At 68.2% G+C, this 14,598-nt stretch carries 16 protein-coding genes; 4 read left to right on the top strand and 12 right to left on the bottom strand.

Going from position 1 to position 14,598, the window contains the following annotated elements; genetic code table 11:
* Positions 1-119: 119 nt before the first annotated feature.
* Both ACNPQM_RS22815 and ACNPQM_RS22810 read right to left on the bottom strand, forming a co-directional pair.
* Positions 120-968 (bottom strand): 3-hydroxyacyl-CoA dehydrogenase family protein, encoded by an 849-nt coding sequence (locus ACNPQM_RS22815; RefSeq protein ID WP_358857425.1) that lies wholly within the window; start codon positions 966-968, stop codon positions 120-122.
* A 173-nt stretch (positions 969-1,141) separates the two neighbouring features.
* Positions 1,142-1,315, bottom strand: a complete 174-nt coding sequence (locus ACNPQM_RS22810; protein WP_418085521.1) for a hypothetical protein — start codon at positions 1,313-1,315, stop codon at positions 1,142-1,144.
* Positions 1,316-1,436: 121 nt separating this feature from the next.
* Between ACNPQM_RS22810 and ACNPQM_RS22805 the strand changes: the two genes are divergently transcribed.
* A complete protein-coding gene (locus ACNPQM_RS22805) occupies positions 1,437-2,009 on the top strand; it encodes a cob(I)yrinic acid a,c-diamide adenosyltransferase (protein WP_418085520.1) in 573 nt (190 codons plus the stop codon).
* 61 nt (positions 2,010-2,070) lie between these two features.
* On the opposite strand, the gene ACNPQM_RS22800 is transcribed toward ACNPQM_RS22805, so the two are convergent.
* Positions 2,071-2,613, bottom strand: coding sequence for a hypothetical protein (locus ACNPQM_RS22800; RefSeq protein WP_418085519.1), 543 nt, complete (start codon positions 2,611-2,613; stop codon positions 2,071-2,073).
* Positions 2,614-2,764: 151 nt separating this feature from the next.
* On the opposite strand from ACNPQM_RS22800, the gene ACNPQM_RS22795 reads away from it, so the two are divergent.
* From ACNPQM_RS22795 to ACNPQM_RS22785, 3 genes are all read left to right on the top strand, one after another.
* Positions 2,765-3,961 (top strand): sensor histidine kinase, encoded by a 1,197-nt coding sequence (locus ACNPQM_RS22795; RefSeq protein WP_418085518.1) that lies wholly within the window; start codon positions 2,765-2,767, stop codon positions 3,959-3,961.
* Positions 3,958-4,608, top strand: a complete 651-nt coding sequence (locus ACNPQM_RS22790; protein WP_358857420.1) for a response regulator transcription factor — start codon at positions 3,958-3,960, stop codon at positions 4,606-4,608. The genes ACNPQM_RS22795 and ACNPQM_RS22790 overlap by 4 nt, the downstream gene beginning before the upstream one ends.
* Before the next feature lie 169 nt (positions 4,609-4,777).
* Positions 4,778-6,655 (top strand): glycosyl hydrolase family 18 protein, encoded by a 1,878-nt coding sequence (locus ACNPQM_RS22785; RefSeq protein WP_418085517.1) that lies wholly within the window; start codon positions 4,778-4,780, stop codon positions 6,653-6,655.
* A 187-nt stretch (positions 6,656-6,842) separates the two neighbouring features.
* On the opposite strand, the gene ACNPQM_RS22780 is transcribed toward ACNPQM_RS22785, so the two are convergent.
* The 9 genes from ACNPQM_RS22780 to atpB form a co-directional block, all read right to left on the bottom strand.
* On the bottom strand, positions 6,843-7,289 hold the full coding sequence (locus tag ACNPQM_RS22780; RefSeq protein WP_418085516.1) for a DUF2550 domain-containing protein: 447 nt from the start codon (positions 7,287-7,289) through the stop codon (positions 6,843-6,845).
* Positions 7,290-7,432: 143 nt separating this feature from the next.
* Positions 7,433-7,807, bottom strand: a complete 375-nt coding sequence (locus tag ACNPQM_RS22775; protein ID WP_358857417.1) for a F0F1 ATP synthase subunit epsilon — start codon at positions 7,805-7,807, stop codon at positions 7,433-7,435.
* 111 nt (positions 7,808-7,918) lie between these two features.
* Positions 7,919-9,361, bottom strand: a complete 1,443-nt coding sequence (atpD, locus tag ACNPQM_RS22770) for a F0F1 ATP synthase subunit beta (protein WP_358857416.1) — start codon at positions 9,359-9,361, stop codon at positions 7,919-7,921.
* A complete protein-coding gene (locus tag ACNPQM_RS22765; protein ID WP_358857415.1) occupies positions 9,361-10,275 on the bottom strand; it encodes a F0F1 ATP synthase subunit gamma in 915 nt (304 codons plus the stop codon). The genes atpD and ACNPQM_RS22765 overlap by 1 nt, the downstream gene beginning before the upstream one ends.
* Before the next feature lie 3 nt (positions 10,276-10,278).
* Complete coding sequence (gene atpA, locus ACNPQM_RS22760; RefSeq protein WP_358857414.1) at positions 10,279-11,850, bottom strand: F0F1 ATP synthase subunit alpha; 1,572 nt, start codon at positions 11,848-11,850, stop codon at positions 10,279-10,281.
* 133 nt (positions 11,851-11,983) lie between these two features.
* Entirely contained in the window at positions 11,984-12,799 is an 816-nt protein-coding gene (locus ACNPQM_RS22755) for a F0F1 ATP synthase subunit delta (protein WP_418085515.1), read from the bottom strand.
* Positions 12,796-13,341: a F0F1 ATP synthase subunit B gene (locus tag ACNPQM_RS22750; RefSeq protein WP_358857412.1), complete on the bottom strand. Its 546-nt coding sequence runs from the start codon at positions 13,339-13,341 to the stop codon at positions 12,796-12,798. Before ACNPQM_RS22750 ends, ACNPQM_RS22755 begins: the two co-directional genes overlap by 4 nt.
* Positions 13,342-13,379: 38 nt before the next feature.
* On the bottom strand, positions 13,380-13,607 hold the full coding sequence (gene atpE, locus ACNPQM_RS22745; protein WP_030386954.1) for an ATP synthase F0 subunit C: 228 nt from the start codon (positions 13,605-13,607) through the stop codon (positions 13,380-13,382).
* A 72-nt stretch (positions 13,608-13,679) separates the two neighbouring features.
* Positions 13,680-14,516, bottom strand: a complete 837-nt coding sequence (atpB, locus tag ACNPQM_RS22740) for a F0F1 ATP synthase subunit A (protein ID WP_358857515.1) — start codon at positions 14,514-14,516, stop codon at positions 13,680-13,682.
* Between the last annotated feature and the right edge of the window lie 82 nt (positions 14,517-14,598).

Raw genomic sequence — 14,598 nt, 5'->3', positions numbered from 1 at the left:
ATACCGAATTCACTCCGTGGAGTGACAACGGCCCGCTGAAGGTCCACCGCAGCCGGGAGCCTCCCCGGCTCCCCCGGGCCTGATCGACGGCAGATCAGGCACCCGGGGGCCGAATGCGATCAGTAGGTGTAGAAGCCCTGCCCGCTCTTGCGGCCGATGTCACCTGCATCGACCATCCGGCGCATCAGCTCCGGTGCCGCGAACTTCTCGTCCTGCGACTCGGTGTAGATGTTGGAGGTGGCGTGCAGCAGGATGTCGACGCCGGTCAGGTCTGCCGTCGCGAGGGGGCCCATGGCGTGACCGAAGCCCAGCTTGCAGGCGATGTCGATGTCCTCGGCCGAGGCCACACCCGACTCGTACAGCTTGGCGGCCTCGACGACGAGCGCCGAGATCAGCCGGGTGGTGACGAAGCCGGCGACGTCACGGTTGACCACAATGCAGGTCTTGCCGACGGACTCGGCGAACTCACGCGCGGTGGCGAGGGCTTCGTCGCTGGTCTTGTAGCCGCGCACGAGCTCGCACAGCTGCATCATCGGGACCGGCGAGAAGAAGTGCACACCGACGACGCGCTCCGGACGTTCCGTGACAGCCGCGATCTTGGTGATCGGGATGGCGGAGGTGTTGGAGGCGAGGACGGCGTCGTCCCGCACGATCTTGTCGAGGGCGCGGAAGATCTCGTGCTTGACCTCGAGCTTCTCGAAGACGGCCTCGACGACGACGTCCGCGTCGGCGACGGCGTCGAGATCGGTGGTCGTGGTGATGCGGGCCAGCGCGGCGTCCGCGTCGGCCGCCTCCAGCTTCCCCTTGGAGACGAACTTGTCGTACGAGGCCTTGATGCCGTCGAGACCACGGGTCAGGGCCGCGTCGGTGACATCGCGCAGCACGACGTCCCAGCCCGCCTGGGCGGAGACCTGCGCGATACCGGACCCCATGAGTCCGGCCCCGATGACGGCGAGCTTCCTGGCCACGTTCGCACCCCTTTGTGTTCGGCCCCGACGGCCGTCGTCCGCGACGGCGGTCCGGACGGATTCTTAACGGTTGTTCACATGCTCTCCGGCGGAGATTAGTACCCGCGAGGCGCGCTGGGGCGTCGAAGAGATGCGCGTCACGTCTCACATGACGGACATCACACCGGGACGCGTCATTCGGCAGCGCGTCGCGCGTAGTTGAGCACCTTGTCCCCGAGCACGTCCTCCATCTCGTCGAGGAGGACGAGGGCTTCGCGGGACACCTCGGCGGGCCTGCGGCCGGCGGCCGTCGCGCGGCTGATGCGGCCGAGCAGGGTGGAGTGGACCCGGGAGAGCCGACCGGCCACCGGCAGCGGCAGCGGGTCGCCGGAGCCGGTGCCTGCTTTCTCGCGCAGGGTCGTCGCAGCCGGGCTCGCCCGGACCTTCGCGACCGGACACGTCCCCGGTCACGGCACTAGGCTCGGCCGCATGGTCAATCTGACGCGCATCTACACCCGTACCGGCGACCAGGGCACGACCGCCCTCGGCGACATGAGCCGCACCGCCAAGACCGATCTGCGGATCTCGGCGTACGCCGACACCAATGAGGCCAATGCCGTCATCGGCACGGCGATCGCGCTCGGCCGGCTGCCGGAGGAGCTCGTGAAGGTCCTCGTCCGCGTGCAGAACGACCTGTTCGACGTGGGTGCGGACCTGTCGACGCCGGTCGTCGAGGATCCGAAGTACCCCCCGCTGCGGGTCGAACAGCACTACATCGACCGGCTCGAGGCGGACTGCGACCACTTCCTGGAGCAGCTGGAGAAGCTGCGGTCCTTCATCCTGCCGGGCGGTACGCCGGGGGCGGCGCTGCTGCACCAGGCGTGCACGGTGGTCCGACGGGCCGAGCGGTCCACCTGGGCGGCGCTGGAGGTGCACGGCGAGGTGATGAACGCGCTGACCGCGACGTACCTCAACCGCCTCTCCGACCTCCTGTTCATCCTCGCGAGGACGGCGAACAAGGAAGTCGGCGACGTGCTGTGGGTACCGGGCGGGGAGCGGTAGGCCGGGGTCCCTGCGTCCCGTCCGGCCCGCGAGGACAGCGTCGGCCGGACGGGACCGGCCCCTACCGCTCCGCCTTCGCCCGCTTCGGGAACACCGTGTAGCTCACGGCGATGACCAGGTTGATCCCGATCACGAAGAGCATCGTCTGCTGCCAGGACCGCAGCGACCCCACATCACCGTCCCCGCCCACGTACCGGATCGCCCCTTCCAACAGCGCCAGCGCGGTCGCCGCCGCGAGCACCCACCGCCCTGCGACCCGCCACTCGTGGACCGCCCTCGGCATTCCGTACTTCGGCGGTTTCACCGGCGGCGGGCCGCCTGCGAACCGGTGGGCGACGCGGGCGTCGACCCACGCGATGGTCGAGTGGCCGAGTCCGACGGTGAAGCCGATGTACACCGCGGCCAGTCCGTGCTTCCAGTCCGGCTCGGCGCCGTTCTTCAGGTCGATGGCCGTCACCACCAGCAGCGCGAGCTCCAGCAGCGGCTCGCACAGCAGCAGTGCTGCCCCGAGCCTCGGCTTCTTCGCCAGGTAGCGCATCGCGAGTCCCGCGGCCAGCAGCACCCAGAAAGCGATCTCGCAGAGCACGATCAGCGTGACGATCACGGCACTTCTCCTCCCGTTCCCCTTCATCCTGCTCGCTCCGCCCGCGCGCTTCGTCGTCGCCAGTGACGAGCCGCGACTGCATCCTTTTATGTAGTCGGGTATCGCCCCGGGTAGGGAGGTCCGCCGCGCGACAGCCGTGTTGGATGGGGGCATGCGCCTGCCTGCCCGCCCGCACCGCCACGACGTACTCATCGCGGTCATCGGGCTGTTCAGCGGTGTCTCGCTGACGGCCGTCGGTCTGGCCATGCAGACCGGCCGGCTCCTCGACTCCCTGTGGGCCACCCTGCCGCCGCTCGCGGTGATGTCGTCGCTGGAGCTGCTGCGCAGATCGGCGCCCCGGACGGCGCTGGTCATCGGCACGCTCACGCTGATGGCCGATCAGTTCACGCCGGGAAACCTGGCGACCGTCCTGATGTTCACGGACCTTGTGTACGCGGCGGTGGTGTACGGGTCCCGGGCCGCCGCCCGCCGCATCCCGGTGACTACGTTCCTCACCACGGTCGCGGTCACGATCGGGTTCCTGGCCTGGTTCCGCAGCCCCGAGGCGCTGCTCGTCGGCGTCGTCTGCGGCCTGGTCTCGTTCGGGCCCGCGATCACCGGAGTCAGCGTGCGGAACCACCGGGACGCCGCGGAGACCGCCCGACTGCACGCCGAACAGACGGCGCTGCTGGCCGAGATGGACCGGGCGCAGGCGGTGACCGCCGAACGCGCCCGGATGGCCCGTGAACTGCACGACATGGTCGCCAACCGTCTCTCCGCAATCGCCATCCACTCCACCGCGGCGCTCTCCATCGACGAGCCCTCGACAACCCGGGACGCGCTCGGCGTCATCCGGCAGAACAGCGTCGAAGGGCTGGCCGAGATGCGACGGATGATCGGGCTGCTCCGTACCGGGAGCAAGGGGGCGGAACCGAGCGTCGCGCCGACCCTGGCCGCCCTGGACACACTGATCGAGCGGACCCGCACGGTCGCCGCGTCGAGCGGGCTGACCTGCACCCTTGAGGACACCCGCAGCGAGCAGGAGGCGCTGCCGACACCGGTCGAGCTGGCCGCGTACCGGATCGTCCAGGAGTCGCTGACGAACGCGCTCAAGCATGCTGCACCGGGCCCAGTGGGGGTGCGGCTCGGACGGGCCGGACAGGTGCTCACGGTGGAGGTCACAAGCGTGTTCGGGGACCGCCCGGGGCCGCGCGCACCGGGGTCGGGGGCAGGCCTCGTCGGAATGCAGGAGCGGGTCGCGCTGCTGGGCGGCGAGATCGCGGCGGGACCCGTCACCCCCGGGGACGGTCCGAGGATATGGCGGGTGCGGGCCGAACTGCCCGTTGAGGAAGGGGCGGTGAAGGGATGACGATCCGGGTACTGGTGGCGGAGGACCAGTCGGCCGTGCGGGCGGGACTGGTCCTGATTCTGCGCAGCGCGCCCGATGTCGAGGTGGTCGGGGAGGCACCGGACGGTGAGGCGGCAGTGCGGCTGGCCCGTGAACTGCGCCCGGATCTGGTACTGATGGATGTGTCGATGCCCCGGCTGGACGGGGTGTCGGCGACGCGGCAGGTGGTGGCGGAGGGGCTGGCCGATGTGCTGGTGCTGACGACGTTCGATCTGGACGAGTACGTCTTCGGGGCCCTGCGGGCCGGCGCTGCGGGTTTTCTGCTGAAGAACACCGAGGCGCGTGAACTGCTCGACGCGGTACGTACGGTGGCACGCGGCGAGGGCGTGATCGCCCCGGCCGTGACGCGCCGGCTGATCGCGGAGTTCGCCGGGACCGCCCCGGCGCGAGCGGCCGGCGCACCCGGTCCTGCGGTCCTCGACGCACTGACGCGACGCGAGCGCGAGGTACTGGGATGCCTGGGCCAGGGGCTGTCGAACGCCGAGATCGCGGTGCAGCTCTCGATGGCGGAGGCGACGGTGAAGACGCACGTCAGCCGCTTGCTGGGGAAGCTGGATCTACGCAGCCGGGTCCAGGCGGCGGTACTGGCACAGGAGTTGGGGATGTGAGACCGAGACTCGATCTATGGTCCAGACCTCTTGACGATTGGTCCAGACCTTCCTAATCTCACCGAGCACACTGCGGTGAGCACGCCATGACAAGGCGGGCTCAGGGCGGCGCAGGGTTTGCAGTCCACGGACCACCCCCATTTGTCCGGACCTCACCCGAGGAGCACTGTTGAGCACCGAAACCCCCCTACACCGAACCGGATTCCGATTCGGTCCGGCCACCACCACCCGTACGAGAGCGATGGCGGGCCTCATCGCACTGCTGCTCCCCCTCGCCGCGATGGTCGGACTGGCCGCCCCGGCCCAGGCCGCCACCTCCGCGACTGCCACGTACCTCAAGAAGTCCGACTGGGGCACCGGCTTCGAGGGACAGTGGACGGTGAAGAACACCGGCACCACCGCGATCAGTTCCTGGACCATCGAGTGGGACTTCCCCTCCGGCACGTCGGTCACGTCCGCCTGGGACGCCACCGTCACCAACTCCGGAACCCACTGGACCGCCAAGAACGCCGGCTGGAACGGTTCGGTCGCCCCCGGCGCCAGCGTCAGCTTCGGCTTCAACGGCGCCGGTCCCGGCGCCCCCACCGGCTGCAAGCTGAACGGCGCCTCCTGTGACGGCGGCAGCGTCCCCGGCGACAACGCACCCTCCGCTCCCGGCACCCCCACCGCGAGCTCCATCACCGACACCTCGGCCAAGCTGAGCTGGACTGCGGCCACCGACGACAACGGCATCAAGAACTACGACGTGCTGCGCGACGGTGCCGTGGTCGCCACGGTCACCGGTACGACGTACACCGACACCGGTCTCACCGCGGGCACCGACTACTCGTACACCGTCCAGGCCCGTGACACGGCCGGCCAGACCGGTCCGGTCAGCGGCGCGGTCAAGGTCCGCACCACCGGTGGCGGCGGCAACCCCGGCCCGGGCACCGGCGGCAAGGTCAACCTCGGCTACTTCACCGACTGGGGCGTCTACGGCCGGAACTACCACGTCAAGAACCTGGACACCTCCGGCTCCGCCGCGAAGATCACCCACATCAATTACGCCTTCGGCAACGTGACCGGCGGCAAGTGCGCGATCGGTGACGCCTACGCCGACTACGACATGGCGTACACCGCCGACAAGTCCGTCGACGGCGTCGCCGACACCTGGGACCAGCCGCTGCGCGGCAGCTTCAACCAGCTGCGCAAGCTCAAGGCGAAGTACCCGAACATCAAGGTCCTGTGGTCCTTCGGCGGCTGGACCTGGTCCGGCGGCTTCGGCGAGGCGGCGAAGAACCCGGCCGCGTTCGCCCAGTCCTGCTACGACCTGGTGGAGGACCCCCGCTGGGCCGATGTCTTCGACGGCATCGACATCGACTGGGAGTACCCCAACGCCTGCGGTCTGACCTGTGACACCAGCGGCCCGGCCGCACTGAAGAACATCACCACCGCACTGCGCGCGAAGTTCGGCAGCAACAACCTGGTGACGGCCGCCATCACCGCCGACGGCTCGGACGGTGGCAAGATCGACGCAGCCGACTACGCCGGCGCCGCCCAGTCCCTGAACTGGTACAACGTGATGACGTACGACTTCTTCGGTGCATGGGCGGACAAGGGCCCGACGGCCCCGCACTCCCCGCTCACCTCGTACAGCGGCATCCCGCAGGCCGGCTTCAACGCGTCCGACGCGATCGCCAAGCTGAAGACCAAGGGCGTCCCCGCCTCGAAGCTGCTGCTGGGCATCGGCTTCTACGGCCGCGGCTGGACCGGCGTCACCCAGGACGCGCCCGGCGGCACCGCCACCGGTGCGGCCCCCGGTACGTACGAGGCGGGCATCGAGGACTACAAGGTCCTCAAGACCAGCTGCCCGGCCACCGGCACGATCGCCGGCACGGCGTACGCGCACTGCGGCACCAACTGGTGGAGCTACGACACCCCGGCCACCATCGCCTCCAAGATGACCTGGGCGAAGGGCCAGGGCCTGGGAGGCGCGTTCTTCTGGGAGTTCAGCGGTGACACCAGCAACGGTGAGCTCGTGAGCGCGATCAACAACGGTCTGAAGTAACCCCCACGATCCCCTTCGGGATCAGCGCACGGCCCCGGAAAGCAGCCGGGGAGACAGGTCCGCCCCCTGTCTCCCCGGTCTTTCGCTGTGCTGCTGTCCATGGTGTCCGTGCCGCACCTGCCATGACCGGCCTCAGGCGACGTTCACCCTGCCCCGGACGCGGCCCGGGGCCGCTTCGAGCGAGGTCTCAAGCGACATTGACTCGCTGGCCGGGCGGAGCCGCCTCCAGCCAGGCGAGGAAACCGGTCAGGGCGTCCTCGCTCATCGCCAGTTCCAGGCGCGTCTCCCGGTGGAGACAGCCGAGCACGACGGCGTCGGAGAGCAGCGCGAGCTCTTCCTCGCCCTCGGGCAGCCGTCGGTCGATCACCTCGATCGCGGAACGCTCAAGGACCCGGCGGGGCCGGAGAGCGTACGAGAAGACACGGAACCAGTCGATACGGTCACCGCTGTAGCGCGCAACGCCGTACACCCAGCCCTTGCCCGAGAGATCGGGCTCGGCCGACACGTTCCACCGCACGCTGCAGTCGAAGGTGCCACCGGAACGCTGGATCAGCCGCCGGCGCAGACCGAAGACGAAGAGACCCACCACAACCAGTACGACGACCAGGCCGCACACCCACAAAGCGAGGACCATCTCCACCGACCTCCTCGCATCGTCGAGTAACGGATACCACCCGGACTGCACCTGCAACTGCACCTGCATCGCCTCAGCCGCGGCACGGTCTGGAGAGTTCCAGCTCGGGCCGCGGCTGAGGGTAAAGACATTCGGCGGGGTACCTAGCGCACCGCCACCGCGCGGATTCGCACATCAGCGCGACGCTCGGCGGCGCCGTCCGCGTCCGACTTCGCACGCTCCAGCGCACGCTCGGCGCGCTCGACATCGATCTCGTCCGCCAGCTCGGCGATCTCCGCCAGCAGCGAAAGCTTGTCGTCAGCGAACGAGATGAAACCGCCGTGCACAGCCGCGACTACGGTTGCGCCCTCACTCGTACGGATCGTCACCGGGCCCGACTCCAGCACACCGAGAAGCGGCTGGTGACCGGGCATGACGCCGATGTCGCCGGACGTGGTACGCGCGACGACCAGGGTGGCCTCGCCGGACCAGACACTGCGGTCCGCGGCGACCAGCTCGACGTGCAGCTCAGCAGCCAAGAGTGGCTCCTCGGGTCACCACCCGGCCGTTGGAGCCGGGTGTTGGGTCAATTCTACGGGGCATGGTGAGGGGGACGGGACGCACCCCGCCCCCCTCGGTGAGCCATGGGCTCAGGAGACGCCGAGCTCCTTGGCGTTGGCCTTGAGGTCCTCAATGCCACCGCACATGAAGAACGCCTGCTCCGGGAAGTGGTCGTACTCACCGTCGCAGATCGCGTTGAACGCGGAGATCGACTCTTCGAGCGGAACGTCCGAACCGTCCACGCCGGTGAACTGCTTGGCGACGTGGGTGTTCTGCGACAGGAAGCGCTCGACGCGACGGGCACGGTGGACAACGAGCTTGTCCTCCTCGCCCAGCTCGTCGATACCGAGGATCGCGATGATGTCCTGGAGGTCCTTGTACTTCTGGAGGATCCCCTTGACACGCATGGCCGCCGCGTAGTGGTCCTGCGCGATGTAGCGCGGGTCCAGGATCCGGGACGTGGAGTCCAGCGGGTCCACGGCCGGGTAGATGCCCTTCTCGGAGATCGGACGGGAGAGAACCGTCGTCGCGTCGAGGTGGGCGAAGGTGGTGGCCGGGGCCGGGTCGGTCAGGTCGTCCGCGGGGACGTAGATCGCCTGCATCGAGGTGATCGAGTGACCACGGGTCGACGTGATGCGCTCCTGCAGCAGACCCATCTCGTCGGCCAGGTTCGGCTGGTAACCCACTGCGGACGGCATACGGCCGAGCAGCGTGGAGACCTCGGAGCCGGCCTGGGTGTACCGGAAGATGTTGTCGATGAAGAAGAGCACGTCCTGCTTCTGCACATCGCGGAAGTACTCCGCCATGGTCAGACCGGCCAGCGCGACACGCAGACGGGTGCCCGGGGGCTCGTCCATCTGGCCGAAGACAAGGGCGGTCTTGTCGATGACGCCCGAGTCCTGCATCTCCTCGATGAGGTCGTTGCCCTCACGGGTACGCTCACCGACGCCCGCGAACACCGACACACCGTCGTGGTTGTTGGCGACGCGGTAGATCATTTCCTGGATCAGAACGGTCTTGCCGACACCGGCACCACCGAACAGACCGATCTTTCCACCCTTGACGTACGGGGTGAGAAGGTCGATGACCTTGACGCCGGTCTCGAACATCTCGGTCTTCGACTCGAGCTGGTCGAAGTTGGGCGCCTTGCGGTGGATCGGCCAGCGCTCGGTGACCTCGGCCTCGGCCTCGGGCTTGTTCAGGATCTCACCGAGGGTGTTGAACACCTTGCCCTTGGTGATCTCGCCGACCGGGACCGTGATGCCGGTGCCCGTGTCGGTCACCGGAGCCTGGCGGACCAGACCGTCGGTGGGCTGCATCGAGATCGCGCGGACCAGGCCGTCGCCGAGGTGCTGGGCGACCTCGAGCGTCAGCTTCTTGAGCTTGCCGTCCTCGGCCGGGTCGGCCACCTGGACAGTCAGCGCGTTGTAGATCTCCGGCATCGCGTCGACGGGGAACTCCACGTCGACGACCGGGCCGATGACCCGGGCGACGCGGCCCGTGGCGACGGCCGTCTCAACTGTGGTCGTCATTACTTGTCACTCCCCGCGGTCGCGTCGGCCAGCGCACTGGCACCACCGACGATCTCGCTGATTTCCTGGGTGATTTCGGCCTGGCGGGCCGCGTTGGCAAGCCGGGAGAGGCTCTTGATGAGCTCTCCGGCGTTGTCGGTGGCCGACTTCATCGCGCGGCGGCGGGCAGCGTGCTCGGAAGCAGCGGCCTGCAGCAGTGCGTTGTAGATCCGGCTCTCGACATACCGCGGAAGCAGGGCGTCGAGGACGTCCTCCGCCGACGGCTCGAAGTCGAAGAGCGGCAGGATCTCGCCCTTGCCCTCTTCTTCCTTCGTCGTGTCGAGGCTGAGCGGCAGCATCCGGTCGTCCACCGGGTTCTGCGTCATCATCGACACGAACTCCGTGAAGACGATGTGCAGCTCGTCCACGCCGCCCTCGGCGGTCTCCTGGGTGACCGCTTCGATCAGCGGGCCCGCAGCCCGCTTCGCATCCGCGTACGTCGGGCTGTCGGTGAAGCCGGTCCACGAGTCCGCGATCTTGCGCTCACGGAAGCCGTAGTAGGCGACACCCTTGCGGCCGATCACATACGTGACGACCTCCTTGCCCTCACCGCGCAGACGCTCGGTCAGTCGCTCCGCCGCCTTGATGGCGTTGGAGGAGTAACCGCCGGCCAGACCGCGGTCGCTCGTGATGAGCAGGATCGCGGCCCGCGCCGGAGTGTCGGCCTCGGTGGTCAGCGGGTGCTTGGTGGTGGAGCCGGTCGCCACCGCGGTCACCGCACGGGTGAGCTCGGTCGCGTACGGCGTCGACGCCGCCACCTGGCGCTGCGCCTTGACGATGCGCGAAGCGGCGATCATCTCCATCGCCTTGGTGATCTTCTTCGTGGCGGTGACGGAGCGAATGCGGCGCTTGTAAACGCGAAGCTGAGCGCCCATCGATCAGCCCTCGCCCAGAAGCTTGCCGTCCGAGGTCTCGAACTGCTGCTTGAAGGCGGCGACCGCGTCGGCAACCGACTGCAGCGTGTCGTCGGACATCTTGGCGCCCTCGGCGATGCTGGTCAGGAGGTCCTTGCGCTCGCGGCGCAGGTACTCCAGCAGCTCGCTCTCGAAGCGACGGATGTCCTCGACCGGGACGTCGTCCATCTTGCCGGTGGTGCCGGCCCAGATGGAGACGACCTGCTCCTCGACCGGGTACGGGTTGTACTGCGGCTGCTTCAGCAGCTCGACCATGCGCTTACCGCGCTCCAGCGACGCCTTCGAGGCCGCGTCCAGGTCGGAACCGAAGGCGGCGAACGCCTCCAGCTCACGGTACTGGGCGAGGTCGACACGGAGACGGCCGGAGACCTGGCGCATCGCCTTGTGCTGGGCGGAGCCACCGACACGGGAGACCGAGATACCGACGTTCAGGGCCGGACGCTGGCCGGCGTTGAACAGGTCGGACTCCAGGAAGCACTGGCCGTCGGTGATGGAGATGACGTTGGTCGGAATGAACGCCGACACGTCGTTCGCCTTGGTCTCGACGATCGGGAGGCCCGTCATCGAACCGGCGCCCATCTCGTCGGAGAGCTTCGCGCAGCGCTCCAGCAGACGCGAGTGGAGGTAGAAGACGTCGCCCGGGTAGGCCTCACGGCCCGGCGGACGGCGCAGCAGCAGCGACACGGCGCGGTAGGCGTCGGCCTGCTTCGAGAGGTCGTCGAAGATGATCAGGACGTGCTTGCCCTGGTACATCCAGTGCTGGCCGATGGCCGAACCGGTGTACGGCGCAAGGTACTTGAAGCCGGCCGGGTCGGACGCCGGGGCGGCGACGATGGTCGTGTACTCGAGCGCGCCGGCCTCTTCCAGGGCACCGCGCACGGAGGCGATGGTGGAGCCCTTCTGACCGATGGCGACGTAGATGCAGCGCACCTGCTTGTTCACGTCGCCCGAGCGCCAGTTGTCGCGCTGGTTGATGATCGTGTCGACGGCCAGAGCGGTCTTACCGGTCTGACGGTCACCAATGATCAGCTGACGCTGGCCGCGGCCGATCGGCACCATGGCGTCGACGGCCTTGTAGCCGGTCTGCATCGGCTCGTGCACCGACTTACGGACCATGACGCCAGGGGCCTGCAGCTCGAGGGCGCGGCGGCTGTCGGTCGCGATCTCGCCGAGACCGTCGATCGGGTTGCCGAGCGGGTCGACGACGCGACCGAGGTAACCCTCGCCGACGCCGACGGAGAGCACCTCACCGGTGCGCTGCACCGGCTGGCCCTCCTCGATTCCGCTGAACTCGCCGAGAACGATCGCACCGATCTCGCGCTCCTCGAGGTTGAGGGCGAGACCGAGGGTTCCGTCCTCGAACTTCAGCAGCTCGTTCGCCATGGCCGAGGGAAGACCCTCGACCTTCGCGATGCCGTCGCCGGCAACGCTGACCGTACCGACCTCCTCGCGCGAGGCCGCGTCCGGCTTGTACGCCTGGACAAAGTTCTCCAGCGCGTCCCGGATCTCCTCCGGCCGGATCGTGAGCTCCGCCATCTGGGTTCCCTGCTCTCCTTGTTGGGCCCGAAGTTTCTTAAGGGGGTCTGGGGGCCGACCCCCAGGAATCTTCTGCAATTTCTGCACGGCCCAACCGGGCCGCTGGTCTTGCTTGTTCTGTTGCTGCGCTGTGTCAGCCGGCCATGCGGCGGGACACCTCGTCGAGGCGCTCCGCGATGCTGCCGTTGATGATCTCGTCACCGACCCGCACCGCGATCCCGCCGAGGACCGTCGGGTCCACGTCGAGGTTCAGGTGCATCGGCCGACCGTAGACCGCCGTCAGTGCGGCGCCGAGGCGCTGCTTCTGCTGATCGCTCAGCGGCACTGCCGACGTGACCACGGCGACCATGCGGTCCCGGCGCTCCGCGGCAAGCTTGGAGAGGGACTCGAGTCCCGCTTCCAGGCTACGTCCCCGGGGCTGGGTCACAAGCCGCCCGACGAGGCGCTCGGTGGCGGGCCGTGCCTTGCCGCCGAGCAGGCTGCGCAGCAGCTCAGCCCTGGCAGCAACGGACGCGGACCGATTGGTGAGCGCGGCGCGCAGCTCCTTGTCGGAGGCGACGATCCGGCCGAACCGGAAGAGCTCGTCCTCGACGTCGTCGAGATCCCCGCTGCGCTGGGCGGCGGTGAGATCTGCGGTGCTCGCCAGTTCCTCGACCGAGTCGACCAGGTCACGCGACTGCGACCAGCGGGAGCGGACCATGCCGGAGATCAGGTCGACGGTCTCGCCGCCCACCTGGCCGCGCAGCAGTCGTCCGGCCAGCTCGGCCTTCGCCTCACCGGCCTGCGACGGGTCGGTCAGGACCCGCCGCAATGAGACCTCGCGCTGGAGCAGCGCCGTGACGGCGGCCAGCTCCTCGGCGAGCTTCGCCGCGTCGACCGACGTGTGGTCGGTCAGCGCGTCGAGACGCTCACGTGCGGCAGCCAGTGCCTCGCGGCTCGCGCCGTTCATCGGACAGCCTCGGCCTTCGCCTCGAGCTCGTCGAGGAAACGGTCGATGGTGCGGCTCTGCCGGGCGTGGTCCTCGAGGGACTCGCCGACGAGCCTGCCGGCCAGGTCGGTGGCGAGCTTGCCCACGTCCTGACGCAGCGCGGAAGCCGCGGCCTTGCGGTCGGCCTCGATCTGGGCGTGGCCGGCAGCGATGATCTCCTCGCGCTGCCGCTGGCCTTCCGCCCGCATCTCCTGCAGGATCACGGCGCCCTGCTCCTGAGCCTCCTGGCGCAGGCGCGCGGCCTCGTGGCGGGCCTCGGCGAGCTGAGCCTTGTACTGCTCAAGCACGCTCTGGGCCTCGGTCTGGGCCGCATCGGCCTTCTCGATACCGCCTTCGATGGCCTCGCGGCGCTCGTCCAGAACCTTGTTGATGTTCGGGAGGAGCTTCTTGGCGAGGAAGCCGAAGACGATGACGAAGGCGATCAGACCGATGACGAGCTCAGGGAGCGGCGGAACGAGCGGATTCTCAGGCTTTTCCGCCGCGAGCTGAACCAGGGGGTTCACATCAGTGCCTTTCGTCGGAACGGACTAGTCGCAGTTCGTCAGCTGTAGACGAACGGCATGACCAGACCGATCAGGGCGAGCGCCTCACAGAAGGCGAAGCCGAGAATCTGGTTGGCGCGGATCAGGCCGGCAGCCTCGGGCTGACGGGCGAGAGCCTGCGTGCCGTTACCGAAGATGATGCCGACGCCGACGCCGGGGCCGATGGCGGCCAGGCCGTATCCGACGGAGCTGAGGGAACCGGTGACGGCGGCAAGGGTCTGGGACATGCCAGTTCTTCCTTCTCTTTCACGGACCGGTGGGGGTTGGCCACCGGACGACTGGGGGGAGGGGAGGCGCGATCAGTGGTGCTCGGCGACAGCGCCCTGAATGAAGCTGCACGCCAGGAGCACGAAGACGTACGCCTGAACAGCCTGGATGAACAGCTCGAAGGCGGTCATCACGATGACCATCACGAACGAGACACCCGCGTAGGCGATACCGATGCCGTTCAGCAGGTACCAGCTGGCGATGGTGAAGAGGAGCAGCAGCGTGTGACCGGCGAACATGTTCGCGAAGAGTCGGACTGCGTGCGTGAAGGGCCGGACCAGGACGTTCGAGAAGAACTCGATGACCATGACCAGCGGAAGCACCGCGCCGAGCGACTTGTCGTAGCCCGTCAGGTTCTTGAAGCCGCCGACGAAACCGTGGCGCTTGAAGGTGATGCTCATCCAGATGACGTAGACGATCGCCGCCAGGCCCGCCGGGTACGCGATGATCGACGTCACCGGGAACTGGGCGAGCGGGATGATCGACCAGAGGTTCATCATCCAGACGAAGAAGAAGATCGACACCATCAGCGGGACGTACTTCTCGCCCTCGCGCTTGCCGAGCGTCTCGTAGACGATCCCGCGGCGGACGAAGTCGTAACCGGCCTCGGCGACCATCTGCAGCTTGCCCGGAACGACCTTCGGCTTGCGGAAGGCGGCCCAGAAGAAGCCGACGATGATGACCGTACCGAGGAGCGCCAGCAGCATCGTCTTGTTGAAGTAGACGTTGCTGTCCGCGTCACCGAAGATCGGCTCGAACAGGAATGAGTGCAAGCCAGGACCCGGGAAACCACAACCGGAGAAGATGTGGCAATCGGTCTCGAAGGCGAGCACCTGTGTCGGGTCAGCACTCACCGCGGGCTCCTTCAGCGTGGCGCATAGGTACGGCAACCTCGTTGTGTCGGCGCGGCGCGCAGCCGCGGTTCGGCACTGGACTGGTGTTACGGATGTG

Origin of the sequence: Streptomyces sp. NPDC056231, assembly GCF_048270745.1 — a bacterium.
Classification (GTDB): Bacteria; Actinomycetota; Actinomycetes; order Streptomycetales; family Streptomycetaceae; genus Streptomyces.
The sequence above is the reverse complement of the archived record's forward strand: the minus strand, read 5'-3'. Positions and strand labels throughout refer to the sequence as shown.